23 protein-coding genes are annotated in these 25,539 nt (G+C 71.5%); 13 read left to right on the top strand and 10 right to left on the bottom strand.

Annotated elements, in window-relative coordinates; translation table 11 throughout:
• The first annotated feature begins 14 nt into the window (after positions 1–14).
• The 3 genes from ACGFRF_RS19020 to ACGFRF_RS19010 all read left to right on the top strand — a co-directional run bounded on the left by ACGFRF_RS19020 (position 15) and on the right by ACGFRF_RS19010 (position 2,052).
• Positions 15–875 (top strand): helix-turn-helix domain-containing protein, encoded by an 861-nt coding sequence (locus ACGFRF_RS19020; protein WP_393741283.1) that lies wholly within the window; start codon positions 15–17, stop codon positions 873–875.
• Positions 876–1,130 carry a DUF397 domain-containing protein gene (locus ACGFRF_RS19015; protein ID WP_071375516.1) on the top strand — a complete coding sequence of 85 codons (255 nt, stop codon included), beginning with the start codon at positions 876–878 and terminating at the stop codon, positions 1,128–1,130. It abuts the gene before it with no gap.
• Positions 1,131–1,242: 112 nt separating this feature from the next.
• Positions 1,243–2,052, top strand: a complete 810-nt coding sequence (locus tag ACGFRF_RS19010) for an SAM-dependent methyltransferase (protein WP_393741282.1) — start codon at positions 1,243–1,245, stop codon at positions 2,050–2,052.
• A gap of 282 nt (positions 2,053–2,334) precedes the next feature.
• Here the strand turns inward: ACGFRF_RS19010 and ACGFRF_RS19005 are convergent, their stop codons facing one another.
• Positions 2,335–3,789 (bottom strand): PLP-dependent aminotransferase family protein, encoded by a 1,455-nt coding sequence (locus tag ACGFRF_RS19005; RefSeq protein ID WP_393741280.1) that lies wholly within the window; start codon positions 3,787–3,789, stop codon positions 2,335–2,337.
• A 46-nt stretch (positions 3,790–3,835) separates the two neighbouring features.
• Between ACGFRF_RS19005 and ACGFRF_RS19000 the strand changes: the two genes are divergently transcribed.
• Entirely contained in the window at positions 3,836–4,369 is a 534-nt protein-coding gene (locus tag ACGFRF_RS19000; RefSeq protein WP_393741278.1) for a carboxymuconolactone decarboxylase family protein, read from the top strand.
• A gap of 356 nt (positions 4,370–4,725) precedes the next feature.
• Here the strand turns inward: ACGFRF_RS19000 and ACGFRF_RS18995 are convergent, their stop codons facing one another.
• From ACGFRF_RS18995 to ACGFRF_RS18985, 3 genes are all read right to left on the bottom strand, one after another.
• Positions 4,726–6,213, bottom strand: coding sequence for a glutamate synthase subunit beta (locus tag ACGFRF_RS18995; RefSeq protein WP_393741276.1), 1,488 nt, complete (start codon positions 6,211–6,213; stop codon positions 4,726–4,728).
• A gap of 206 nt (positions 6,214–6,419) precedes the next feature.
• On the bottom strand, positions 6,420–6,899 hold the full coding sequence (locus ACGFRF_RS18990) for a DUF1772 domain-containing protein (protein WP_393741533.1): 480 nt from the start codon (positions 6,897–6,899) through the stop codon (positions 6,420–6,422).
• A gap of 148 nt (positions 6,900–7,047) precedes the next feature.
• Positions 7,048–7,743, bottom strand: coding sequence for a DUF2293 domain-containing protein (locus tag ACGFRF_RS18985; protein WP_393741274.1), 696 nt, complete (start codon positions 7,741–7,743; stop codon positions 7,048–7,050).
• 797 nt (positions 7,744–8,540) lie between these two features.
• Between ACGFRF_RS18985 and ACGFRF_RS18980 the strand changes: the two genes are divergently transcribed.
• Positions 8,541–9,173: a uridine kinase gene (locus ACGFRF_RS18980; protein WP_393741272.1), complete on the top strand. Its 633-nt coding sequence runs from the start codon at positions 8,541–8,543 to the stop codon at positions 9,171–9,173.
• 242 nt (positions 9,174–9,415) lie between these two features.
• On the opposite strand, the gene ACGFRF_RS18975 is transcribed toward ACGFRF_RS18980, so the two are convergent.
• Positions 9,416–10,543: a magnesium and cobalt transport protein CorA gene (locus ACGFRF_RS18975; protein WP_393741270.1), complete on the bottom strand. Its 1,128-nt coding sequence runs from the start codon at positions 10,541–10,543 to the stop codon at positions 9,416–9,418.
• Between the two features lie 254 nt (positions 10,544–10,797).
• On the opposite strand from ACGFRF_RS18975, the gene ACGFRF_RS18970 reads away from it, so the two are divergent.
• On the top strand, positions 10,798–11,592 hold the full coding sequence (locus ACGFRF_RS18970; RefSeq protein ID WP_393741268.1) for a methyltransferase domain-containing protein: 795 nt from the start codon (positions 10,798–10,800) through the stop codon (positions 11,590–11,592).
• A gap of 138 nt (positions 11,593–11,730) precedes the next feature.
• Here ACGFRF_RS18970 and ACGFRF_RS18965 read toward each other — a convergent pair whose 3' ends face one another.
• The gene (locus ACGFRF_RS18965; protein ID WP_393741266.1) at positions 11,731–12,657 is read right to left on the bottom strand and encodes a carbohydrate kinase family protein; all 927 of its coding nucleotides are present in this window, start codon (positions 12,655–12,657) and stop codon (positions 11,731–11,733) included.
• A complete protein-coding gene (locus ACGFRF_RS18960) occupies positions 12,654–13,562 on the bottom strand; it encodes a pseudouridine-5'-phosphate glycosidase (protein WP_393741264.1) in 909 nt (302 codons plus the stop codon). The genes ACGFRF_RS18965 and ACGFRF_RS18960 overlap by 4 nt, the downstream gene beginning before the upstream one ends.
• Before the next feature lie 98 nt (positions 13,563–13,660).
• Between ACGFRF_RS18960 and ACGFRF_RS18955 the strand changes: the two genes are divergently transcribed.
• The gene (locus tag ACGFRF_RS18955; protein WP_393741262.1) at positions 13,661–14,092 is read left to right on the top strand and encodes a VOC family protein; all 432 of its coding nucleotides are present in this window, start codon (positions 13,661–13,663) and stop codon (positions 14,090–14,092) included.
• Between the two features lie 14 nt (positions 14,093–14,106).
• Here the strand turns inward: ACGFRF_RS18955 and ACGFRF_RS18950 are convergent, their stop codons facing one another.
• Both ACGFRF_RS18950 and ACGFRF_RS18945 read right to left on the bottom strand, forming a co-directional pair.
• On the bottom strand, positions 14,107–14,661 hold the full coding sequence (locus ACGFRF_RS18950) for a methylated-DNA--[protein]-cysteine S-methyltransferase (protein ID WP_393741260.1): 555 nt from the start codon (positions 14,659–14,661) through the stop codon (positions 14,107–14,109).
• A 41-nt stretch (positions 14,662–14,702) separates the two neighbouring features.
• Positions 14,703–15,593, bottom strand: coding sequence for a glycerophosphodiester phosphodiesterase (locus ACGFRF_RS18945; RefSeq protein WP_393741258.1), 891 nt, complete (start codon positions 15,591–15,593; stop codon positions 14,703–14,705).
• Positions 15,594–15,872: 279 nt separating this feature from the next.
• Here ACGFRF_RS18945 and ACGFRF_RS18940 point away from each other — a divergent pair, with 279 nt between their 5' ends.
• The 6 genes from ACGFRF_RS18940 to ACGFRF_RS18915 all read left to right on the top strand — a co-directional run bounded on the left by ACGFRF_RS18940 (position 15,873) and on the right by ACGFRF_RS18915 (position 24,169).
• Positions 15,873–16,751, top strand: a complete 879-nt coding sequence (locus tag ACGFRF_RS18940) for an MHYT domain-containing protein (protein ID WP_393741256.1) — start codon at positions 15,873–15,875, stop codon at positions 16,749–16,751.
• Between the two features lie 40 nt (positions 16,752–16,791).
• Positions 16,792–18,948 carry an excinuclease ABC subunit UvrB gene (gene uvrB / locus ACGFRF_RS18935; protein ID WP_393741254.1) on the top strand — a complete coding sequence of 719 codons (2,157 nt, stop codon included), beginning with the start codon at positions 16,792–16,794 and terminating at the stop codon, positions 18,946–18,948.
• A 156-nt stretch (positions 18,949–19,104) separates the two neighbouring features.
• The gene (locus ACGFRF_RS18930) at positions 19,105–19,683 is read left to right on the top strand and encodes a TerD family protein (protein WP_393741252.1); all 579 of its coding nucleotides are present in this window, start codon (positions 19,105–19,107) and stop codon (positions 19,681–19,683) included.
• Positions 19,684–19,748: 65 nt separating this feature from the next.
• Positions 19,749–21,728 carry a TerD family protein gene (locus tag ACGFRF_RS18925; RefSeq protein ID WP_393741250.1) on the top strand — a complete coding sequence of 660 codons (1,980 nt, stop codon included), beginning with the start codon at positions 19,749–19,751 and terminating at the stop codon, positions 21,726–21,728.
• Between the two features lie 222 nt (positions 21,729–21,950).
• Entirely contained in the window at positions 21,951–22,952 is a 1,002-nt protein-coding gene (locus tag ACGFRF_RS18920; RefSeq protein ID WP_393741248.1) for a TerC family protein, read from the top strand.
• Between the two features lie 119 nt (positions 22,953–23,071).
• Positions 23,072–24,169, top strand: coding sequence for a calcium:proton antiporter (locus ACGFRF_RS18915; protein WP_393741246.1), 1,098 nt, complete (start codon positions 23,072–23,074; stop codon positions 24,167–24,169).
• A gap of 57 nt (positions 24,170–24,226) precedes the next feature.
• Here ACGFRF_RS18915 and ACGFRF_RS18910 read toward each other — a convergent pair whose 3' ends face one another.
• On the bottom strand, positions 24,227–25,498 hold the full coding sequence (locus ACGFRF_RS18910; protein ID WP_393741531.1) for an MFS transporter: 1,272 nt from the start codon (positions 25,496–25,498) through the stop codon (positions 24,227–24,229).
• Positions 25,499–25,539: the final 41 nt, after the last annotated feature.

Below are 25,539 nucleotides of genomic sequence, written 5' to 3'. Positions count from 1 at the left end.
GGTGGAGGTGGGACGTGAGCGAACCGCGGTCCGCGCCGACCGTGGGTCAGGTCGTCCTCGGCCGGCGCCTGCTGGACCTGCGGGAGCGCGCCGGACTCAAGCGTGAGGAGGCCGCCCGCGTCCTGCGCGTCGCCCCCGCCACCGTCCGCCGCATGGAGATGGCCGAGGTCGCCCTCAAGATCCCGTACCTGCAACTGCTGTTGAAGGCCTACGGCGTTCCCGACGACGAGGCCGAGGTCTTCGTACAACTGGCCGAGGAGGCCAACAGACCCGGCTGGTGGCAGCGGTTCCACGACATCCTGCCGGGCTGGTTCTCGATGTACGTCAGCCTCGAGGGCGCGGCCGGCCTCATCCGCTCCTACGAGCCGCACTTCGTCCCCGGCCTGCTGCAGACCGAGGACTACGCGCGCGGGGTGCTCAAGTCCGGTGCCATCGGCCAGACGAGCCCGGACGAGATCGAGCGCCATGTCGCCCTGCGCATGCAACGCCAGGAACTGCTCACCCGCCCCGACGCCCCGCGCTTCTGGGCGGTGATGGACGAGACCGCCCTGCGCCGCCCGGTCGGCGGCCCGGAGGTGATGCGTGCGCAGATCGACAAGTTGCTCGAGGCCACGAAGCTGCCCCATGTGACGCTCCAGGTCGCTCCGTTCGCCAACGGGCCGCACCCGGGGACGTACGGGCCCTTCGTGCTGTTCCGATTTGCCATGTCAGAACTGCCGGACATGGTCTACAGCGAGTACCTGACCGGCGCCGTCTATCTGGACGCGCGCGCCGAGGTGGCGACCCACCTGGAGGTCATGGACCGCATGGCGGCGCAGGCCGCTACGGCACAACGCACGAAGGAGATCCTCCGGGATCTCCGCAAGGAGCTGTAAATGGATCGCATCACGCCGCGCGGACACGTCTACAACGGCATGCCCGCGCGGGAGCTGGGCAGCGAGGGGTGGCACAAGCCCTGGAGCGGCGGCAACGGCGGCAACTGCCTGGAGGCGATGAAGCTGGCCGACGGCCGGATCGCCGTACGCCAGTCGACCGACCCGGACGGGCCGGCACTGATCTACACCACGGACGAGATGACCGCGTTCATCGAAGGCGCCAAGGCGGGGGAGGCCGACTTCCTGCTGTCCTGAACCCGCCGAAGGTGCGGCCGCGCCGAGTCGACGGATTTTTGTATCTTGCGCAAGTTCCTTACCGTGACAGTGACTTGACCATGCAACGTGTCCGACGCCTACGGAGTGCCGCATGACAGGGCAGGACCCGACAGCCATCGAGATCGACACCGGCAAGCCGCATCCCGCGCGGATGTACGACTGGTATCTCGGCGGCAAGGACAACTACCCCGTCGACGAGGCGATGGGCCGGCAGATGCTGACCCTCGACCCCCGGGTGCCGGTGATGGCCCGGGTCAACCGCGCGTTCATGCACCGCGCCACGCGCTGGCTGGCCCAGCAGGGCGTACGGCAGTTCCTGGACATCGGCACCGGCATACCGACCGAACCGAACCTGCACCAGATCGCCCAGCAGGTCGCCCCCGACGCCCGGGTGGTCTACTGCGACAGCGCCCCGATCGTGCTGGCCCACGCGGCCGCCCTGCTGCGCAGCACGCCCGAGGGCACGACCGAGTATCTGCAGGCCGACGTGCGCGACCCGGGCGCGATCCTCACGGCGGCCCGGCAGATCCTGGACCTCGACCGGCCGGTGGCCCTCTCCCTGGTCGCCCTGCTGCACTTCATCCCCGACGAGGACGGCGCGCACGAACTCGTCCGCCGGCTGCTGTCCCCACTGCCCTCCGGCAGCTACCTGATGATGACCCACGCCACGGCCGACTTCACCCCGGAGGAGTCGGCGGCCGCCGTCGAGAAGCTCAAGGCGGCCGGCGTCACCCTCGCCCTGCGCTCCCACGCGGAGTTCGCCCGCTTCTTCGACGGCCTCGACCTGGTCGACCCCGGCGTCGAGGTCGTCCACAAGTGGCATCCGGAACTGGGCGAGCCGGTGCCGGGGCAGGACGACGGCGTCATTCCGGGGTACGGGGCGGTGGCACGCAAGCGATAGGCCTCCGGCGGCATGCGGCTGCCGGCCCCGTGCGACACCTGCACGGTCATCGCTGCGCGGGGTAGGTCCGGCGGCATGCGGCTGCCGAGGACACCTGCGACACCTGAGGACACCCGCACGGTCACCGTCACCGCCACCGACCCCCACCTCCGAAGCATCTCGTCCGCTGTCGCGCCGCTCCTCCTCCCCGCCGCCTCCGCCGTCCCGAGCCTTCCCTGACTCCCGTCGCTTCGCCGTCCCGACTCTTCCTCGGCTCCGTCGCTCCACCCGCCGCCTGCGCCGTCACTCAGGCGGCAGCACCCCGCACAGCGCCTCCAGCGCTGCCTCGTAGGTGTGTTCGGCGGCGGCCGCGTATCCCACCACCAGGCCCTCACCAGCCGTCGTGGGCGACTGCGGATGCCGGAACGCGGCGAGGCCGTCCAGGCCGACGCCCTGCCACGTGGCGGCCTTCACCGTGGACCGCTCGGTGCCGGGCGGCAGGCGCAGCACCGCGTGCAGACCGGCCGCGATCCCCGTCACCTCGATGTGCGGCGCGTGCGCGGCGAACGCGGCGACGAGCCGGTCGCGGCGACCCCGGTACCGCTGCCGCATCCGCCGCACATGACGGTCGTACGACCCCGAGACCACGAAGTCGGCCAGCGCGAGCTGGTCCGGCACGCTCGCCCATGCCTCCCGCTCGCCCTTCGCCGCGAGCACGGGCCCGACATAGCGCTCCGGCAGGACCATCCAGCCCAGCCGCAGCGCTGGTGACAGGCTCTTGCTGACCGAGCCGATGTAGATCACCCGCTCCGGATCGAGACCCTGGAGTGCGCCGACGGGCCGGCGGTCGTACCGGAACTCGCCGTCGTAGTCGTCCTCCAGCACCACCGCCCCCCGCGCCCGGGCCCAGTCGATCACCGCGGCACGGCGTTCCGGATGCAGCGGGCCGCCGGTCGGGAACTGGTGCGCCGGTGTGAGCAGCACGGCCCGCTCCCGCCCGAGGACCTCCACCCGCGCGCCGTGCTCGTCCAGCGGCAGCGGCACCGTCCGTACTCCGGCCGTCGCGAGCAGCCCCCGGTGGAAGTCCAGCCCGTAGGCCTCCACGCCCAGCGGACCGCGTAGCACCCCGCCCGTACCTTCCCCGAACAGCAACCGCAGCGCGTGCGCGAACCCCGAGCAGACGACGATCCGGTCCGGCTCGGTACGCACTCCCCGCGCGCGTGCCAGGTATTCCGTCAGCGCCTCCCGCAACTCCCTGCGCTCGGCCGGATCCCCCGGCCCGAACGCCTCGCTCGGCGCCGCCTGCAGCGCCCGCCGGTACGAGGCCGACCAGGCCGTACGCGGGAACGACGACGCATCCGGCGCACCCTGCCGCAGATCGTGCCGCGGCCCATGCGCGCGTGGAGGTGTCTTCACCGGCGTCCGTACAGCCTGTCGCGGCGGTTTCCTCCTCCCCGACTGCCCGGAAGGCGTGGAAGGCAGCCCCATCGCGACCCGCGTCCCCGAGCCCTGCCGAGCGGTCAGCCAGCCCTCCGCCACCAGTTCCGCGTACGCGTCCGCCACCGTGTTGCGCGCGACGCCCAGGTCGGCCGCGAGCGACCGGTACGGCGGCAGCCGGGTGCCCGGAGCGAGGCGTCCGCTGCGCACGGCCTCCCGCAGCGCCCGGGTCAGCGCCGCCCGCCGCCCGCCCGGTCCCGACAGCTCCAGGTGCAGATCGGCACCGATCCGCTCGGCGGAATTGACCCATGATTCCGTCATGGAAATGCACCCTATCGTCGGTCTTTCCCCACCCTAGATTGAAGACATGACGACGAACACGACCGCAACTTTCCCGGCCGCCACGACTGTCGACACCGCCTCCGGGATCGCCACCGCCGAGGCCGCCAGGGCCCGCCTGGACCTCGCGAAGACCGCTCCCAAGGTCTTCCGCGCCCTCATCGGCTTCGATGCCGCCGCCCGCACGGGCCTCGACCCCGCACTGGTCGAGCTGATCCAGATCCGGGCCTCGCACCTCAACCACTGCGCCTACTGCCTGCACATGCACACCAGCGACGCCCGCAAGGCCGGAGAGAGCGAGGACCGGCTCCATCTGGTCGCCGTCTGGCGGGAGGCCCGCCACTTCTTCACGCCGAAGGAGCAGGCGGCCCTCGCGCTGACGGAGGCGGTGACCCTGGTCGCCGACGCGGGCGTCCCCGACGCCGTCTACGCCGAGGCCGCCGCCCACTTCGAGGAGGAGGAACTGGCCCACGTCCTCGCTCTGATCCTCGCCATCAACACCTGGAACCGGGTGGCCCTGGCGACGGGCAAGGTGGCGGGGACGGACGAGAGGCGCGGCTGACCCGCGCGTTCGCGGTGCGACCGGGCGGGAACGGCCGACGAAGGTGCGCACCGCTTGCACCGTGGTGCTCCGTGAAACACCCGCCTCGCCCGCTCGGCGCTGACCGCCGCCGTCGACACCCTGCTCGTGCTCGCGATCCGCTCGGCCACGCGGGCCGGCCGGCCTCGTGTTCTCCGGGCTCCGGTCGCCCGGCCGGTCGGCTTTCTCGGCGACGAAGGGGCGAACCCACCACCTGTGGCGACAACGGCGGCAAGGTGCCCCGGTGCCACCTCATTCCGCAGCGCCCACCAGCGCGGAAGCCCCTCGGTGCGGAACCGGCCGCAGCCAGGACCGCGCTGCCGCTCTCACACCCGCTCTCACACCCTCATCGGCCGATCCCTCGGAGTGACCGGTGCCGGCAGCCGTGAACTTCCCGTGAGATACCGGTCGACGGCCGCGGCCACCGCCCGTCCCTCCGCGATCGCCCACACGATGAGCGACTGCCCGCGCGCCGCATCCCCGGCGGCGAACACCCCGGGCACGTTGGTCGCGAAGCCGTCGTCCCGGGCGATCGTGCCGCGCGGCTGGAGCGCCAGCCCCAACTGCGCGACCAGCCCGTCCTCCTGGTCGGGTCCGGAGAACCCGAGCGCGAGCAGCACCAGGTCGGCGGGGAGCATCCGCTCGGTGCCCGGCACCGGCTGCCGCCGCTGGTCGACCTCCACGAGGCGCAGCCCCCGTACGTGTCCGCCGTCGTCGCCGGTGAAGCGGAGCGTGGACGCCGCGAACAGCCGTGCGTCCGCGTCCGCCGCCGGTGCCGTACGCAGATCCCGCGCCTCCTGGTGCGCGGCCGACAAGCGGTAGATCTTCGGGTACGTCGGCCACGGCTCGGTGTCCTCGTCGCGCTCGGTGTCCGGCTGTGCGTAGATGTCCAGCTGGGTCACGGACGCGGCCCCCTCGCGCACCGCCGTCCCCAGACAGTCCGCCCCGGTGTCCCCGCCGCCGACGATCACGACGTGCTTGCCGGCCGCGGACAGCGGTGAAACCTCCAGATCCCCCTCACACACCCGATTGGCCAGCGGCAGATATTCCATCGCCTGGTGTATCCCGTTCAACTCCCGACCCGGCACCGGAAGTTCCCGCCACGCCGTCGCCCCCGTGGCGAGCACCACCGCGTCGTACCGCGCGCGCAGATCCTCCGCCGCCACGTCCCGTCCGACCGCCGTCGACGGACGGAACTTCGTCCCCTCGGCCCGCATCTGCTCGATCCGGCGCTCCAGATGCCGCTTCTCCATCTTGAACTGGGGGATGCCGTACCGCATGAGCCCGCCGATCCGGTCGTCCTTCTCGAACACGGCGACCGTGTGCCCGGCCCGGGTCAGCTGCTGTGCCGCGGCGAGCCCGGTGGGCCCGGAGCCGATGACGGCGACCGTCTTCCCGGACAGCCGTTCGGGAGGCCGCGCGGGGGTGAAACCTTCCTCCCACGCCCGGTCGGCGATGGCGCACTCGACGTTCTTGATGGTGACGGCCGGCTGGTTGATCGCCAGCACGCATCCCGCCTCGCACGGTGCCGGGCACAGCCGCCCGGTGAACTCGGGGAAGTTGTTGGTGGCGTGCAGTCGGTCGCTCGCGGCCCGCCAGTCCTCCCGCGAGACCAGGTCGTTCCACTCGGGGATGAGATTGCCGAGTGGACAGGCGTCGTGGCAGAACGGGATGCCGCAGTCCATGCAGCGGTCGGCCTGCTTGCTGATGATGGGCAGCAGCGCTCCGGGGACGTACACCTCGTCCCAGTCCCGCACCCGCTCCTCGACGGGCCGCCGCGGCCACTCCTGGCGCGGCGTGGTCATGAACCCCTTGGGATCGGCCATGGTCGTCTTCCTCGCGTACGGGTACCGAAAGGCACCGGGTGTACGACGGGCCGTGCGCCATCGGGCGGCACTCCTGCGGCCACGATACGTCCCCGTCGGCAACCGCGCAGAGCGACGGACAGCGCTTTCTGGCGGGTCACGGCGGGGGGAGGGAGGACCGCGGAGGGTCAGGGCACGACCACCGTAAGACCGATGCGGACGGGCCATCATGTGAGCGCGAGGACGTAGACGAGGGCGGCCGCCGCGGAGGCGACGGTGCGGACGTGGTTCCACAACGTCCACTCGCGCACATACGCCGGCCAGTACACGGCCGCCTCCGGGGCACCCGCGGTCAGCCGGGCCAGCCTGTCGTTGCGGGGCACGTTCGCGACGAGCGTCAGCCCGAACGAGCCGAACAGATGCAGCACGCTGCCCAGCAGCAGCTCCATCCTGCCGTCGTCCGGCCACACCACGAACGTCACCACCCCGATCAATGCGCTCAGCACCGCCGAACCGGTGAACACCGCCATGAAGGCGGGCCGCACCGCGGCCCCGTTGATCGCGTTCGTCGCCGCGACACCCTGCGCGGGCGGCAGCGCCGCCAGGCCCCGCATCACGAAGGTCGAGAATCCGCAGAAGACACCGGCCACCAGCCCCGTCCCGAGGATTCCCAGCACGACCAGTACGAAGAACGGCCCGTCGATCATCTCCACGCCCTCTTCTCGTTCCACCCGGGCCAGGACCCGGCCTCACCTCACCTCCAGTCAATGCCCCGGACGCGCGACCGGCCATGGCCGAGGGACGCCATGGCATACGCGAGCGTCCAGAGGAAGCGGCGTCACAGGGCGGCCCCCGTCAGCCGACGTCCTCCCCGGCGCCCTGCCACGCCCGCAGCACGCTCTGCACGGACGGGGCGATCCGGCGCCGTGCCTCGTAGCGCGACACCCCGCTCATCAGCAGCTGGTTGTACGGCGTGTCCACATGCCGTACGGCCGCCACGACCGCCGAGATCACCGCCCCCTCGGACAGCGCCCGCCCGGCCGCGCTGCGCCCGACCCGCCCGCTGCCCCGCACGGACGCGTGCGCGGCGACGGCCCGGGCCCGCTCGGCCGGGCAGCCGGGAAACAGCCGGAGGATCTCCGCGGCGAACGCCGCCACGAACCGCTCGTCCTCCACCGCCCGGCGCCGCGCGTCCCGCGCCCGCCGCCGACGCCGGGCCTCCGCGTCCGCCAGGCAGCGTTCCTCGGCCCGGGCCAGCGCCGCCTCCTCCACGAGGACGCCCTGCCGTTCGTAGCGGCTCTTGCGCCGGTTGAACCGGACGACGACCACCGACAGCGTGCTCTCCTCCCGCGATCTGCGGGTCAGCGCGGTGTCGCCGCGCGGCAGGAACACCAGGTGCCCGAGATCGGCGCAGTCCAGGCAGTGCGGTGCCCCGTCCTCCAGCACGAGCAACGGCAGCGGACCACGCCGGCAACCGGCACACCGCTTGTGTTTCAGAGGCTGGATGGCGACAAGCCGACCGGGGGAGTGAGGAGTTGAGGGAAGCGCCATACGCGGTACTTTCCCGTCACCGCCCGCCCTCCCACACCCGGCCCGCAAGACGCCGGCCCTCACCGGAAGTCGAACACCGACACCCGCGTACGGTGCCGCACCGGTACCTGGACCTCGTCCACCAACCGCCACCGCGAGATCGGCGTACGACAACCACGGCTCGCCGCCGGCACCGTCGCCTCCGGCGCCGGCACACAGCCGCTCCCCGCCCCCGCCGTACCGTCCCGTCCGGGCGGGTGTGGACGTCACCCAGTCGACGGGCGCGTCCCCGCGTTCCCGCAGCCAGTGCGGCCCGGCGGTGTGCGCCGGCGCGATGAACCGGATCCCGGCCGGGAACGCCCCCGGGCGTCCCTCACGGGCCGTCCCTCCGCGCCCGGCAGGTGCACAGCCAGCCCCCCGCGACGAGCCGTCCCGCTTCGTCCGCGGCCCGCCCGTCCAGCAGCACGTCGGCCGCGCTCACGAAGAACTTGGGATCGGCTTCCGGGGCACCGTCACGGCAGCCTTCGGGAGGGTGCCGACGCGGTCCCGTCACACCGCCGCCGCCGTCTTCGGGAGGGTGTGGGCATCGGTCCGGTCACACCGCCGCCGTCGCTGTTTTCGGGAGGGCGTGGGCATCGGTCCTGGCGTACCGCCGCAGCCGTCTTCGAGAGGGTGTGGGCATCGGTCCGGACGCGCCGCCACCACCGTCTCCGGGAGGCCTCCGGCACGGTCCCGCCGTACCGCCGCCGTCTCCGGGTGCCCCCTCTCGTGGCGGCCACCAGCACCGGGCGCTCGGTCCACCCGGCATCATGGGCCCTGTGCGACTCGAAGCGATCACCTGGGACCGGCTCGCCGAACTGCTGGCCGACCGGCTGACCGAGCTGGCGCCGGCCGACGGAGGCGCCTGGCCGCGCGTCGGCTTCGACGGAGCGCCGGCCGCCCGTCCAGGAGACCTCGCCGAGCGAGTCGGCGAGGCGCTGCGTCTGCGTGGCCGGCCCTCGCTCGTGGTCGGCGCCGAGGGTTTCCTGCGTCCTGCCTCGCTGCGCCTCGAACACGGGCGGCGGGATGCGGAGTCGTACTACAGCGGATGGTTCGACACCGGCGCCTTGTGGCGCGAGGTCTTCGGCCCGCTCGACCCCGGAGGCAGCGGGCGGGTCCTGCCCGACCTGTGGGATCCGGCCACCGACCGGGCCACCCGCAGCCTCTACGTCCAACTCCCGCCCGGCGGGATCCTGTTGTTCCATGGTCCCCTCCTGTTGCGCCACTGGTTCCCGTTCGACCTGACCGTGCACGTCCTCCTCTCCGCGGGCGCCCTGCGCCGTCGGACCCCCGAGGCCGACCACTGGACGCTCCCCGCTTTCGAGCGCTACGAGTCCGAGACGGACCCGGCCGGGACGGCGGACGTCCTGGTGCGCGCCGATGACCCACGCCATCCCGCCTGGGGCGGTTGATCCAGGAATCGGTCCAGGGATCCCTCTGCACCGCGATCCAGCGCAACCCTTTCGTATGCGCGGGGACACCGTGCTCTTGCCGTAGGAGCTGTCGCACAAGTACTTCGGAATCGACCCGCCGACGGAGAAGGAGGACGAGAGCCGGGTGATCATCTGGATCGTTCCGGAGTAGGTCGTGTCCGTCTCGGCGTGGCCACCGACGCAGCCGGCGAGGACCGGCGAACCGGCGGCAACGACGCTCGTCAGAGCCAGCCGTTGCGCCGGAAGCCCCGGTGCAGCGCCACGCACGCCCCCGCCATCACGGCCATGACCAGCGGATAGCCGAACCGCCAGTGCAGCTCCGGCATGTGGTCGAAGTTCATGCCGTACACACCGCACACCATCGTCGGCACGGCGATCACCGCGGCCCACGCCGTGATCTTCCGCATGTCCTCGTTCTGCGCGACGGTCACCTGCGCGAGGTGCGCCTGCAGGATGGAGTTGAGCAACTCGTCGAACGCGGCGATCTGCTCCTTGGCCCGTATCAGGTGGTCGAGCACGTCCCGGAAATAGGTCTGTATCTCCGGGGCCACGACCCGTATGGGCCGGGTGGCCAAGTCCTCCACCGGCCGGCCCAGCGGCACTACCGCCCGCTTCAGCTCCAGCAGTTCGCGCTTCATCTGGTAGATGCGGCCCGGGTCGAGCCGTGCGCCGTTCTCCGAGAACACGTCCGTCTCGACCTGGTCGATGTCGGCCTGCACCGCGTCCGTCACGCTCAGGTAGTCGTCGACGACGTGGTCCGCGATCGCGTGCAGCACCGCCGCCGGCCCCTTGGCGAGCTGCCCCGGATCCGCCTCCAACTCCTCGCGCAGGGGCCCCAGCGAGCCGTGCCGGCCGTGGCGCACCGTGATGACGAAGTCCTCACCGACGAACACCATGATCTCGCCGGTGTCCACCACCTCGCTGGTCGCCGTCAGCTGTTCGTGCTCCACGTAGCAGACGGTCTTGAAGACCGCGAACAGCGTGTCCCCGTAGTGCTCCAGCTTCGGGCGCTGGTGTGCCTCGACCGCGTCCTCCACCGCCAGGGGATGCAGATCGAACAGCTCGGCGATGCCCCCGAACTCGCGGGCAGTCGGCTCGTGCAGCCCGAGCCAGACGAACCCCTCGCCCCTCTTGCGCACCAGACGCACGGCATCCACCAGATCGGCGCACTCCGGTACGCGCACGCCGTCCTGGTACATCACGCAGTTCACCACCGACGAGCCCAGCGGTGACCTGGCGGGATGACTCAGGTCCACCCGCGGCCGCCGCCTGGCCAGCCGCGCCACCTTGCGCAGGCCGCCGACCCTGTCCAGCCCCGTGACCTTCCGCAGATTCCCTGCCATGGACATCTGGATCTCCTCGTGTGGATCTCCTCGTGCAACGCTTCCGCGCCTTGCCCGGCAAGTCTGCCAGCCGAGGGGCGTTGCGTGGGCAAGCCTGTGGGAACGCAGAGTTCCGCTTGGTTCCCGCCTGTGGACACAGCATCGAACCGACACTCATCTCTGGCTCCCGCCCGCGAAAGGAGGGCTGGATCCTCGGGCTGCCGCTCGCGAACGGACAGCCGGTCGAGCCGGACAAGCCGGGTGACTGGGATGATCGCGGCATGACGCGATCCGACGGGTACCTCCTGGACAACCGACAGAGCGAGGCCGGCCGACGCTTCGACGCCTTCGCCGCCCTCTTCGATCCCACGACGTTCCGGCACATCGAAGGGCTCGGCATCGCGCCCGGCTGGCGCTGTTGGGAAGTGGGGGCCGGCGGCACCTCCGTGGTGTCCTGGCTCGCGACGAAGGTGGGCCCCACCGGCAAGGTCGTCGCCACCGACATCGACACCACGCGGCTCGCCCCCGCGGCCGGTCCGACGGTGGACGTCCGCGTCCACGACGTGGGCACCGGACAACCGCCGGAGGAGGGATTCGACCTGGTCCACGCCCGGCTCGTCCTGGTCCACGTCCCGGACCGGGAAAGGGCGTTGCGCTCCATGGTCCAGGCTCTGCGGCCCGGCGGACGGCTGCTGATCGAGGACGCCGACCCCGCCCTCCAGCCCCTGATCTGTCCCGACGAGTACGGCCCGGAGCAGCGGCTCGCCAACCGGCTTCGCCAGGGCTTCCGCTCACTGCTCGCCGAACGCGGCGCCGACCTGTCGTACGGCCGCAAGCTCCCGCGGCTGCTCCGCGAGGCCGGGCTGCACGAGGTGGAGGCCGACGCGTACTTCCCCGTCACCTCACCCGCCTGCACCGCGCTGGAGGCCGCGACGGTCCGTCAGATCCGTGACCGGCTCGTCGCCGCCGGGCTCGCCACCGACGAGGAGATCGACCGGCACCTGGCCAACGTCGAGGCCGGTGACATGGATTTGGCCACCGCCCCCATGATCTCCGCGTGGGGCAGGAAGGCGTAGACAGCCGTCGTCCGTCCGCTCGCGATGTCAGTGCGCGGGCGTTCGGCCGGAAGGTGTGCTCAGCGGTCGTCCGTCCGCTCGGCTGTCACTGCGGGCGCCGTGTCGGCCAGCCCGCGGAGGCGTGCGCGCGGTCCCGCGCTAGCCGCCGCGCCCCGGATGCGGCGGTCTTCCGCCCACCCGTAGCACCGCCTCCGCCCCCGCCCGGCATCCGAGTGCCGCCGCTTCCTCCGGGTCCGCGCCCGAGGCCAGGGCGGCGAGGAACGCGCCGGTGAAGGCGTCGCCGGCGCCCGTGGTGTCCTGCGGAGTCGCCGACGGGGCCGGAACCCGCGCGCCCACAACGCCGGAACGGGCCACCAGCGCCCCGTCCGCACCCGCCTTGGCCACCACAAGCGGCACGAGACGGCTCAACTTGGCCGCCGCGTCCGCCGGGTCCGACAGCCCCGTCAGCAGACATGCCTCGTCCCGGCTGGGCAGCAGCACGTCCAGCCCCTCCGCGAACGCCAGGAAACGGTCCACACCCAGCTCCACCAGGAAGCCCGCCGACGCCGGATCCAGGCTCACCGGTACACCACGCGCGCGTGCCGCGGCGAGCGCCGTCTCGGCGAGCGCCCGGCTCGACTCCGTGAACAACAGATAGCCCGACAGATGCAGCCGGGCCACCCCGTCCAGCAACGCGTCCGACCAGTCGGCGGGCTCGAGCCGCAAAGACGCCCCACTGTCCGTGAGGAACGTGCGCTCGGCCGCCGCACCCGTGTCGACGAGGCAGATCACCGTCCCGGTCGCCGCCTCCGGATCGACCACCAGCCGGGGCCGCACCCCCGCCGCCACCAGCTCCCGCTCGTGCCACGCGGCCGCGTCCGCGCCCACCCGCCCCAGCAGCCGTACGTCCGCACAGCCCGCGTGGGCGGCCCAGCAGGCCACGTTGGCGCCCGCGCCGCCCGGCAGCGTCCGGATCACGGCGGCCGTATCCGTGCCGGCCGCGAGTGGCCCCCGATGCCGGGCGACCACATCCGTGACCACGTCCCCGACGACCAGCAGCGCCCCGTCCCGGCGCCCCGCGGTCATCCCCTGGCCCACGCCGCGGCGATCCGTGCCGCCAGCCGTACGTTGCCGCGCACGGCCGCCAGATTGGCGCTCAGGGAGGCGCCGTCCGTGTGCCGGACCAGGTAGTCCAGCAGGAACGGGGTCACCGCCTGTCCGGTGATGCCCCGCTCCGCACAGGCGGTGAGCGCGTCGGCGAGCACGCGTGCGTGCAACTCGGGATCGAGCTGTTCCGCCTCCGGTACGGGATTGGCGACGATCAGCGCCGACTCGGCCGCGCCGAGCGCGTCCTGCGCCCGCATGACGTCGGCGACCTGCTCCGCGCTGCTCAGCGTCCAGTCGACCGGATGGCCCGAGTCGGACAGATAGAAGCCGGGGAAGCGGTCCGTGCCGTACCCGGCGACGGCCACGCCCAGCGTCTCCAGCCGCTGCAGGGTCGCCGGCACGTCCAGGATCGACTTCACGCCCGCGCACACCACCGTGATCCGCGTGCGCGCCAGCAGCCCGAGGTCGGCCGACTCGTCCTGCGTCACCGTCCACTCCCGGTGCACCCCGCCCAGACCGCCCGTCGCGAACACGCGGACGCCCGCCAGCGCGGCCAGCTGTGCGGTCGCCGACACCGTGGTCGCCCCGCTCGCCCCCGCCGCCACGGCGAGGGGCAGGTCACGGTGGCCCAGCTTGCGGATGCCCTCCTCGTTCGCGACCCGCTCCAGCTGCTCCTTGTCCAGGCCGACCCGGGGATGTCCGTCGAGCACGGCGACGGTGGCCGGGACGGCGCCCTCCCGCCGCACCGCCTCCTCCAGCTCCAGCGCCACCTGCAGATTGCGTGGGCGCGGCAGGCCGTGCGCGATGATCGTGGACTCCAGGGCCACCACCGGCCGCCGCGCGTCGATCGCCTCCCGGACTTCTTCCGACACCACCAGCACCACGCGTCCGCCTCCTGTCCGTCGGTCCTTCCTCATCTCTGGCGGGCACCGGCCCCCGCTAAACGCTTGCGGCCTGTGGGCGACACCACCAGCCTGGTGGCATGACGAGCATGAGCGCACGCCTCGACCATGTGGTCCTGTGGGTGGCCGATCCGGTCGCCGCCGCCGGCTTCTACGAGGAGGCCGTCGGCCTGGAGCCCCTGAGAGTGGCCGAGTTCGCCGAGGGCAAGGTGACGTTTCCCTCCGTACGCGTCAACGAGGAGACGATCCTCGACCTCGCCCCGCACAGCGTCGCCGACCGCATGAGGATGCTGCCCGGCTCGGCCGACAGCGCGGGCCGCCCCGTCAACCATGTCTGCCTGTCCCTGCCGGCCGACGCCTTCGACGCCCTGCGCACCCGCCTGCAGGAGCACGGCGTCCCCCTGAGCGACATCGGCCACGACGCGTTCGGCGCCCGCGGCGAGGCCACGCGCAACTTCTACTTCCGGGATCCCGACGGCAACGTCTTCGAGGCCCGGCACTACGACGAGTAGCCGGCTCCGGCCCCTCAGAACAGCGGTTCGGGCAGAACGCCCTCCAGCGCGAGCAGCTTCCGCTTGGCCTCCAGGCCGCCCCCGAACCCGCCGATGCCGCCGTCGCTCTCCACCACCCGGTGGCACGGCACGACCACCGGCAGTGGATTGGCGCCCATCGCCGCGCCGACCGCCTGCGCCCCGCCGGGCTGCCCGACCCGCCCGGCCAGATCGCCGTACCCCACCACGGTGCCGTACGGCACCCCGGACGCCAGCTCACGCAGCACCTGCCGGTTGAACCCGGAGATCAGCGACCAGTCCAGCGGCAGGTCGAAGTCGTGCCGCCGGCCCGCGAAGTACGCCCGCAGCTGACCTATCGCCTCGGCCAGCAGCGGCGAGTCCGGGTCCTCCACGGGCTCGCCGCCCAGCCGGGCCGCCAGCCGCTCCAGGGCCCGGTCGCGCACCGCGTCCGTGGCGTGGAAGACGACGTTGACCAGGCCGTCACGGGTCGCCGCCAGCATCAACGGGCCGACGTCGCTGCCGACGACGGCCCACACGACCCGCTGCTCATCCTGCGCAAGGCTGTCCATGCGCCCACGGTACGACCCGCCACTGACAACGCCCGTCCGGCTCAGTCCGAGTCCACCGCCGACCGCACCACGTCGGGCTTGTTGCTGATGATCCCGTCGACGCCGTAATCGGCGACCTCGCGGGCGGTGGCCGCGTCGTCCACCGTCCACGCGAACACCCCGAGCGGCCTGCCGTGCGGCCCGTCGAAGGCATGCACGGCCGAGACGTACCCCTGGGAGAGCGTCCCGTACGAGGGATTGATCAGATCGGCGAATCCGGCGTACTGCTGCAGCTGCGCCACCGTGGGCGTACCGAGGTAGCCGGTGGTGACCGCGGGCTGCAGTTCATGGACCGTCCGCACGCTGTCGGCGCTGAAGCTCTGCACGATGAGCCGGCCCTGGTGGCCGCGGTCCAGCCAGCCCGCAGTGCGGAGCAGCTTGAGGGTCTGCCGCTCGATGCCCGGGTACAGGTCCGGGTTCTTGATCTCCAGCAGGAGGTTCTCGCGGTTGCGCTCGACCCGGCGCATGTACTGCCTCAGCGTCGGCACGCGCGTACCCGCGTACGCGGGGGAGAACCAGCTGCCCGCGTCCAGCCGCGCGATCTCGGCGGCGGTGAAGTCCTTCACCTTCCACGGTGCCCGGCCGGGGAAGAGGTCCTCGACGTTCGTGGTGCGCCGCAGACTGTCGTCGTGGATGACGACCAGCTCGCCGTCCTTCGTCCGCTGGACGTCGTTCTCGACCCAGGAGAAGCCCAGCTTCGCCGCCTTGTCGATGGAGGCGAGCGTGTTCTCGGGAGCGTAGGCGGAGGCCCCCCGGTGGGCGATCACCGTGGGCGTGCCGACAGCGGCCACCTCGCTGATCTCACCGGCCAGGGCGCCGGAGGTGGGGCTCAGCAGGGTCGCCGCCGCCCCCAGGACCGCGGCGGCCGCGGCGAAAGCTACGCGCGCGTGCATGCAGACTCCTCGCGTCGAGAGAATACGGACAGCACCAGAGTGACAGCAGAGGGTGAACATCACCCAGGCGCACGATGGCCACACATGGAACGGAGGCGTCCAAGTCCGCTCACCAGGGCCGCACAAGTGCGGCAAGGCCGTGTTTCTTTGCCGGAAAATCGTTCGACCATTCCGGTGGGGGTCATACTTTCTGCGACAACCCTGACCGCCCGCGCGGTCCTGGGACGGGGGCACATCGCAGATATTCCGGGACGCAAGAAGGCGGAAGGGCAGCCGCGCATGCAAGGCACGGTCGACGGATTCAGCTACGGGGCCGTCACCCCACTGGTGGCCTATGTGATGGCCTGCCTCGGCAGTGCCCTCGGCCTGCGCTGCACCACCCGTTCCCTGCTGGTCACGCACTCCCGGCGCCCCGCCTGGCTGGCCCTCGGCGCCGCCGCGATCGGCTCCGGCATATGGACCATGCACTTCGTCGCGATGATGGGCTTCACCATTCGGCAGACGTCGATCCACTACGACAAGCCGATCACCTATGCGAGCCTCGCCCTCGCCATCGTCATGGTCGGCATCGGGATCTTCATCGTCGGCTACCGCGGCGCCTCCGGCACCGCCCTGTTCACGGGCGGCACGATCACCGGTCTGGGCGTCGCCTCGATGCACTACCTCGGCATGGCCGGCATGCACTTCAGCGGCCGGTTCACGTACAACACGCTCACCGTGGCCGCCTCCGTCGTCATAGCGGTCGTGGCGGCCACCGCCGCCCTGTGGGCCGCCGGGCGCGTCCGGGGCTTCCTGTGGAGCGTGGGTGCGAGCCTCGTCATGGGCCTCGCGGTCAGCGGCATGCACTACACCGGCATGGCAGCCCTCAGCGTCCGGCTCGACGGCGCCTCCCACACCGCCGGGGGCAGCCCGGGGGCGTCCGTGCTCGCGCCGATGCTGATCGGCCCGCTCGCCTTCCTGCTCCTCGCCGGCGTTGTCGTGATCTTCGATCCGCTGATGGTCGGGGGCCGGCCGGCCCGCACGTCGGTCGAGCACAAACCGGGCGTCCCGGCCGCCGCCGTCGCCGCCCACCCCGGCCGCCGTCCCGCCCTCCACGAGGACCGCGAGCCGGTCCGCCGGCCCGAGCACCACGGCTCCCGCACCCCGCAGAACCGCTGATCCGGGCCCGTTGTCAGTGCGGGGTCGTACGGTTGATGACATGCGGCCCGTTTCCCACATCGAACGCACGGTGGCGCCCTTCGAGGTCGTCAGCTCCTACCAGCCCAGCGGCGACCAGCCGGCGGCCATCGCCGAGCTGGCCAAGCGCATCGAGGCCGGTGAGAAGGACGTCGTCCTGCTGGGCGCGACCGGCACCGGCAAGTCCGCCACCACGGCGTGGATGATCGAGAAACTCCAGCGCCCCACCCTCGTGATGGCGCCGAACAAGACGCTGGCCGCCCAGCTGGCCAACGAGTTCCGCGAACTCCTGCCGAACAACGCGGTCGAGTACTTCGTCTCGTACTACGACTACTACCAGCCCGAGGCGTACGTCCCGCAGTCGGACACCTACATCGAGAAGGACTCCTCGATCAACGAGGAGGTCGAGCGCCTGCGCCACTCGGCGACGAACTCGCTGCTCACCCGCCGTGACGTGATCGTGGTCGCCTCGGTCTCCTGCATCTACGGCCTCGGCACCCCACAGGAGTACGTCGACCGGATGGTCCCCCTGCGGGTCGGCGACGAGATCGACCGCGACGAACTGCTGCGCCGCTTCGTCGACATCCAGTACACGCGCAACGACATGGCCTTCAGCCGGGGCACCTTCCGGGTCCGCGGCGACACCATCGAGATCTTCCCGGTCTACGAGGAGCTGGCCGTCCGCATCGAGATGTTCGGCGACGAGATCGAGGCGCTGTCCACGCTCCACCCGCTCACCGGCGAGATCATCAGCGACGACCAGCACCTGTACGTCTTCCCCGCCTCCCACTACGTCGCGGGGCCCGAACGCATGGAGCGGGCCGTCAACGACATCGAGAAGGAGCTGGGGGAGCGCCTTGCCGAGCTGGAGAAGCAGGGCAAGCTGCTGGAGGCCCAGCGCCTGAGGATGCGCACCACGTACGACATCGAGATGCTCCGCCAGATCGGCACCTGCTCCGGTGTGGAGAACTACTCGATGCACTTCGACGGCCGCTTGCCCGGCTCCCCGCCCAACACCCTGCTGGACTACTTCCCGGACGACTTCCTGCTCGTCATCGACGAGTCGCACGTCACGGTCCCGCAGATCGGCGCCATGTACGAGGGCGACGCCTCCCGCAAACGCACCCTGGTCGACCACGGCTTCCGGCTGCCCTCGGCCCTGGACAACCGCCCGCTGAAGTGGGAGGAGTTCCAGGAGCGCATCGGGCAGACCGTCTATCTGTCGGCGACGCCGGGCACCTACGAACTGTCGCGCGGTGACGGCGTGGTGGAGCAGATCATCCGTCCCACCGGCCTGGTCGACCCGGAGGTCGTCGTCAAGCCCACGGAGGGCCAGATCGACGACCTGGTGCACGAGATCCGCAAGCGCACCGAGAAGGACGAGCGCGTCCTGGTCACCACGCTCACCAAGAAGATGGCCGAGGACCTCACCGACTACTTCCTGGAACTCGGTATCCAGGTGCGCTACCTGCACAGCGACGTCGACACCCTGCGCCGCGTCGAGCTGCTGCGCGAGCTGCGCTCCGGAGAGTTCGACGTCCTGGTCGGCATCAACCTGCTGCGTGAGGGCCTCGACCTGCCCGAGGTGTCCCTGGTGGCCATCCTCGACGCCGACAAGGAGGGCTTCCTGCGCTCCGGGACCTCGCTGATCCAGACCATCGGCCGAGCGGCGCGCAATGTCTCCGGCCAGGTCCACATGTACGCCGACAAGATCACCCCGGCGATGGAGAAGGCCATCGAGGAGACCAACCGCCGCCGGGAGAAGCAGGTCGCCTACAACAAGGCCAACGGCATCGACCCGCAGCCGCTGCGCAAGAAGATCAACGACATCGTCGCGCAGATCGCCCGCGAACAGGTCGACACCGAACAGCTGCTCGGCTCCGGCTACCGCAACCTCAGGGACGGAAAGGGTGCCAAGGCTCCCGTACCGTCGCTCGGCGACAAGGCGGCCAAGGGCGCGAAGGGCGCCAAGGCGACCAAGTCCGCCAAGGGCAAGGCGGGGGCCGCGGTGCCCACGGACCGCCCGGCGGCAGAACTCGCCGAGCAGATCGAGGAGATGACGGAGCGCATGCGCGCCGCTGCCGCGGAGCTGCAGTTCGAGATCGCCGCCCGGCTGCGCGACGAGGTCTCCGAGATGAAGAAGGAACTGCGCCAGATGCGCGAGGCGGGCCTCGCCTGAGCCCACCGCCACCCTGCCGGACCTCGGCATATGCGCCAAGTGTTGCAACACCGACACAAAGCGCGGGCCGGGGTTCGGCACCGTCGGTGCCGCTGCGTAGGGTTCTGGACAACCGCAAGTGCGCGGCAACAGGGGACGTCGAGAGGGGAACCAGCCGTGTCCGTCAACTTGACCAAGGGTCAGGCCATCAGCCTGGAGAAGAAGGACGGGGCAACCCTGACCGCGGTCCGCATGGGGCTCGGCTGGCAGGCGGCGAAGCGGCGCGGCCTGTTCGGCTCCCGCACCCGCGAGATCGACCTGGACGCCTCGGCCGTCCTCTTCGCCGAGAAGCAGCCGGTCGACGTGGTCTTCTTCCGCCACCTGGTGAGCGACGACGGTTCCGTGCGCCACACCGGCGACAACCTCGTCGGTGGCGTCGGCCAGGGCGGGGACGACGAGGCGATCCTGGTGGACCTGCAGCGCGTTCCGGTCCACATCGACCAGATCGTCTTCACCGTGAACTCCTTCACGGGCCAGACCTTCCAGGAGGTGGAGAACGCGTTCTGCCGCCTCGTGGACGAGACCAACGGCCAGGAACTCGCCCGCTACACGCTGGCCGGCGGTGGCCAGTACACCGCCCAGATCATGGCCAAGGTGCACCGGGCGGGCTCCGGCTGGACCATGACCGCCCTGGGCACCCCGGCCAACGGCCGCACCTTCCAGGACCTGATGCCGGCGATCCTGCCGCACCTGTAGGACCGGGACCGGACCGCCCGTGCGACGGGCGGGCGCACGACAACACGACACAGGGGGCGACGGCGATGACGGCCGAGCTGGTGAGGGGGCAGAACCACCCGCTGTCCCAGGTCCGGCTGACGATCCGGATCTCGGCCGGAGCGCCGGTCCTGGCCGGGGCCGCACTCGGCGACGAGAACGGCACGGTGCACGGCCCCCAGTGGGTGGCCCACCCCGGCGCCCCCGCACTGCCCGGCGTCGAGGTGTCGCGGCAGGCCACCGCCGAACACCGCCTGGCCGTCGACCTCGCCGCCCTGCCCGAGGCCGTGCACCGCGTCGACGTGTTCCTCGCCCTGCCCGCCGGGACCGGGGGGCCGCTCCGGTTCGGTGCCGTGCCCGCACCGCACACCGCGGTCGAGGGCCCCGACGGCACCGAGCTGGCCTCCTACACCCTCACCGGGCTGGACGCCGAGGCCGCCGTGATCGCCCTGGAGTTCTACCGCCGACAGAGCGCCTGGAAGGTACGCGCGATGGGCCAGGGCTACGCGGGCGGTCTCCCCGCGCTCCTCGCCGACCAGGGGCTGCGCGAGGCCGGTGGGCTCGCGGCCGCCGTCCAGGAGGCGGCAGCCCAGAGCCTGTCCCGCGCCGTCCCGGCACCCGCACCACAGGACCGCGCCCCTGCGCCTCAGGCCCCCGCGGCGCACGACGCCTCCGGGCCGGTTCCCTCCGCGCCCGGGACGACCGAGGCGGCCCCCTCGTACGATCCGCAGCCCTCGGCGCGCGACGGCCGGAACCCGTATGAGGTCGAGGCCCCCGGCGCCGAACCCCCACCGCAGGGACTCGGCGGTCCGGTCGACTACACACACCCCCACCGCCGCCACAGCAGCCCGCCCCCGCCTCCGCCCTCCGCAGCCCCGGCGGCCGACGGGCAGCCCGCCCAGCCCGTCGCCGGCGACGCAGCGGGCTGGTCGATGGAGGAACGGCTGTACAACCAGGTGTGGGGCATGTTCGAGGACCTGGCCCGGACCACGGCCGCCTATCGCGGCGCCGTGGACTTCGCCGATTCCCGCATGGAGAAGGAAGTCGACCAGGCCCTCGCCGACCCCCGGGGCCGGCTCGGTACCTCAGCAGACGCCGCGCGGGAGGCGGCGTACGCGCGCCGGACCCAGCTGGTCGACCAGGCGCGCGCGGCCCTCGACCGCGACCTCGCCCAGCTCACCGCCGAGGCGGAGGTGGTCGAGCCCGCGCTCCCGCCCGCGTACGCCGGCTGGGACAGCCCCGTCTGGCATGGCTACCGCGTGCCTGCCGAGCCGCCGATGGCTCTCCGGCTCGGCGATCTCCACCTTCCCGAAAGCGCGCCGCTGCGGATCCCGATGCTGGTCAGGCTGCCGCTGGAGCGGGGCCTGTGGATCGACAGCGGTCCGACGGCAGCGCTCGACGACTCCTTCCCGGACTCCGTCGAACTGCGGCACCTGGCCATGGCCGCGGCCGTCGCGCTCGCGGCCCGGCTGCTCGCCGTGCACCCGGCGGGGGAGTTCGCCGTGCACGTCATCGACCCTGCCGGTGCCGGGACGAGGGCATTTCTGCCGCTGACGGGGGCCGGGGTGCTCGCCGCTCCGCCCGCGACCGGGGCGGCGGGGGTGACGGAGGTGCTGGAGAGGCTCACCCGGCGGGTCGACCTGGTGCAGATGGCGATGCGGGCCGGCGCCGCCGCGTCGCTGCCGGCCGATGTCGACACCGCGCAGCAGCTCCTGATCGTCAACGACTTCCCGCACGGATTCGACGACCGTGCGGTGACCCGGCTGCGGTACCTCGCCGACGAGGGTCCGGCCGTCGGCGTCCACCTGCTGATGGTCGCGGATCGGCAGGACGCCGCCGCCTACGGCCCCCTGCTCGACCCGCTGTGGCGTTCGCTGATGCGACTCACCCCCGTGTCCGACGACCACCTCGCCGACCCCTGGGTCGGCCATGCCTGGACGTACGAGCCTTCGATCGTGCCGGCCGGGAGCCAGGTCCTTCAGCAGGTGCTCGCCGAGGTGGCAAGGGGCCAGGCCAAGCACAGGTAAAGCGCTTCTGAGCAGGGTATTTGGTCTTTCTTTTACTTAGCTCTTTACCGTTCCTTGGTGATTGGGGTACTGTTTTCCGTGCGGAGGGGAGTACTCCCTGACTGCGGCGCACCCGTCAGTACGGACCGGCTCCGGTCCCGGGGCGTCGGCCCCGCGCGGGTGGAAGAGACCTCCGGCAGTGACAACGCCATGTGTTTGCCGTTACGTAATGCCGGAGGTGCAGTGGAAGTCTCCATGACCCTGTGGGTCCTGACCATCCTGGGTCTCGCCGCCCTGATCGCCGTCGACTTCTTCATCGGGCGCAAGCCCCATGAGGTGTCGATCAAGGAAGCCGGAATCTGGACCGGCGTCTGGATCGCCCTGGCCGGGCTCTTCGGCCTCGGTCTCCTCGTCTTCGGCGGCGGACAGCCGGCCGGTGAGTTCTTCGCCGGCTTCATCACCGAGAAGTCGCTGAGCGTCGACAACCTCTTCGTCTTCGTCCTCATCATGGCGAAGTTCGCGGTACCCACCCGGTACCAGCAGCGTGTGCTGCTCGTCGGCGTCCTCATAGCCCTGGTCCTGCGGGCCGTCTTCATCGCCGCGGGAGCCGCGATCCTCGCCAGCTTCTCCTGGGTGTTCTACCTGTTCGGCGCCTTCCTGATCTGGACCGCCTGGAAGCTCATCCAGGAGGCCCGCGCCGAGGAGGAGGACGAGGAGTACGAGGAGAACAAGCTGCTGAAGGCCGCGGAGCGCAAGTTCGGCGTGGCCGACCGGTACCACGGCACCAAGCTGTGGATCCAGCAGAACGGCAAGCGGGTCATGACCCCGATGCTGGTCGTGATGCTCGCCATCGGCACCACGGACGTCCTGTTCGCCCTGGACTCCATACCCGCGATCTTCGGCCTGACCCAGGACCCGTACATCGTCTTCACCGCCAACGCCTTCGCCCTGATGGGCCTGCGTCAGCTGTACTTCCTCATCGGCGGTCTGCTGAAGAAGCTGGTCCACCTCTCCTACGGCCTGTCGATCATCCTCGGCTTCATCGGCGTCAAACTGGTGCTGCACGCGCTGCACGAGTCCGGTGTCCATGTCCCCGAGATCAGCATCCCGGTCTCGCTCGGCGTCATCTGCGCCGTCCTGGTCGTCACCACGATCACCAGTTTGATGGCCACCAGGAAGCAGGCGGCCGCCGAGGCGGAACGCACGGGCGGCGAGGGCGCTCCGAAGGACAGTGTCGACGTCTGACCCCACCGGACGGACGACGGGGGCCCGGTGCGCCGGCGTCGGGCCACCCCCCGGGAAGGATGAGAGGTATCCGAAAAGAACGGAATGCGAACCATGTACGTCTCTGCAACCATCGCGGCATGATCACTCGGCGGTCGCTCACCCGGCAATGGACGATCCTCGTGCCGGTTCTCGCCGTCGTCCTGCTGGTCTTCACCTGGGGCCGTGACCTGCCCGGCGCGATCGTCGCCCTGGTGACCCTCGTACTGGCCGGCTCCGTCCTGGCGGCCGTGCACCACGCCGAGGTGGTCGCCCACCGGGTCGGGGAGCCCTTCGGCTCCCTGGTGCTCGCCATTGCCGTCACGATCATCGAGGTGGCTCTCATCGTCACGCTCATGGCCGACGGTGGTGACAAGAGTTCCACTCTGGCACGCGACACCGTCTTCGCCGCCGTGATGATCACCTGCAACGGCATCGTCGGAATCTGTCTGCTCGTCGCCTCCCTGCGGCACGGCACCGCGGTCTTCAACCCGGAGGGCACCGGCGCCGCCCTGGCGACCGTGGCGACGCTGGCCACGCTCAGCCTGGTCCTGCCGACCTTCACCACCAGCAAGCCCGGACCCGAGTTCTCCACGGTCCAGCTGACGTTCGCCGCGGTGTCCTCGCTGATCCTCTACGGCCTGTTCGTGGCCACCCAGACCGTGCGCCACCGGGACTACTTCCTGCCGATCACCCGGCAGGGGGACGTCATCACCGGCGACGACCATGCCGCGCCCCCGTCGGTGCGCACCGCCAGGATCAGCCTCGGCCTGCTCGGGCTGGCCCTGATCGGCGTGGTCGGGCTGGCCAAGAGCGTGTCGCCCACCATCGAGTCGGGCGTGGCGGCGGCGGGACTGCACCAGGCCGTCGTCGGTGTGGTCATCGCCCTGCTCGTCCTGCTACCCGAGACGATCGCCGCGCTGCGCTCCGCGCGCCGCGACCGGGTGCAGACCAGCCTCAACCTGGCGCTGGGCTCCGCCATGGCCAGCATCGGCCTGACCATCCCGGCCGTGGCGCTCGCCTCCGTCTGGCTGTCCGGACCGCTCGTCCTCGGCCTCGGCTCGACGCACATGCTGCTGCTCGCGCTCACCGTCGTGGTCGCCTCCCTGACGGTCGTGCCGGGACGGGCCACCCCCCTCCAGGGAGGCGTCCACCTGGTGCTGTTCGCCGCCTACCTGGAACTGGCGATCAACCCCTAGACCGCGGCGGGTCGACTTGTCGACCAAGACAGGGGCCCGGCGCCGGCGCCACCGGGTTCATCCCGTGGCCGGCTCCACCGCCGGCACGGGGACCGGCCGTGTCTCCGGCAGCAGCGCGAAGCACCCCAGGCTGAGCAGTGCCACGCCCGTCAGATACGCGCCGACGCCCCATGGGACGCGCCCGCCGTGTTCCGCGAGCGCCGTGGCCACGATCGGGGTGAGCGCGCCGCCGACAACACCGCCGAGGTTGTAGCCGACCGCCGCCCCCGTGCAGCGCACCCGCGCCTCGTACAGCTCCGGCAAGTAGGCGGCGATCACCGCGAACATGGTGACGAAGGCGAGCAGCGCGCCCAGGATGCCGAGGAACATCAGCAGCGGCTCCCCGGTGGCCAGCAGCGCCACCATGGGCAGCATCCACAGGGCACAGGCGGCGCAGCCCGCCAGACACATCGGCCGGCGCCCGTACCGGTCGCCCAACAGCGCCATGACGGGCGTAAGCGCTCCCTTCACCAGTACCGCGGCCATGACGCAGGTCAGCATGACGGTCCGGCTGACGCCGAGCCGTTCCGTGGCGTACGCCAGCGACCAGGTCGTCACCGCGTAGAACACCGCGTAGCCGGCGGCCAACGCCCCGGCGGTCAGCAGCACCAGCCGCCCGTGGTGCCGTACGACCTCGACGAGCGGCACGCGCGCGTGGTCGTCGATCTCAAGGAACCGAGGACTCTCGGTGAGCGACGAGCGCAGCCACAGCCCTGCCAGCGCCAGCACTCCGGCCGCCCAGAACGGCACGCGCCACCCCCACTGCGCGAACTCCGCGTCCGTCAACGCCGCCGACAGCGCGAGCATCACCCCGTTGGCGAGCACGAAGCCGACCGCGGGCCCCACTTGGGGAAAGCACGACCACAGTGCGCGCCGCCCGGCGGGTGCGTGCTCTGCGGTCAGCAGCACGGCCCCGCCCCACTCCCCGCCGAGCCCCAGCCCCTGCAGAAAACGCAGGACGAGCAGCAGCACGGGCGCGGCGACACCGAGCGTCCCGTACGACGGCACGCAGCCGACCGCGACCGTCGAGGCGCCGGTCAGCAGCAGCGAGATGACCATCACCGGCCGCCGTCCGCGCCGGTCGCCCAGGTGCCCGAACACCACCGAGCCCAGTGGTCGGGCCACGAAGCCCACCCCGAACGTCGCGAACGCCGCCAGCGTCCCCGCCACCGGCGAGAAGGTCGGGAAGAACAGCGGCCCCAGCACCAGGGCCGCCGCGGTCCCGTAGACGAAGAAGTCGTAGAACTCGATCGCGGTCCCGACGAGGGAGGCGGCGGCGAGCCGCGACATGGACGGTGCGCTCACGGCGCGTACATCGTGCATGCCGCGTC

Origin of the sequence: Streptomyces sp. NPDC048521 (genome assembly GCF_043199855.1) — a bacterium.
In the GTDB taxonomy this organism is placed as follows: Bacteria; Actinomycetota; Actinomycetes; order Streptomycetales; family Streptomycetaceae; genus Streptomyces.
This window is presented reverse-complemented; position numbering and strand designations above follow the sequence as displayed.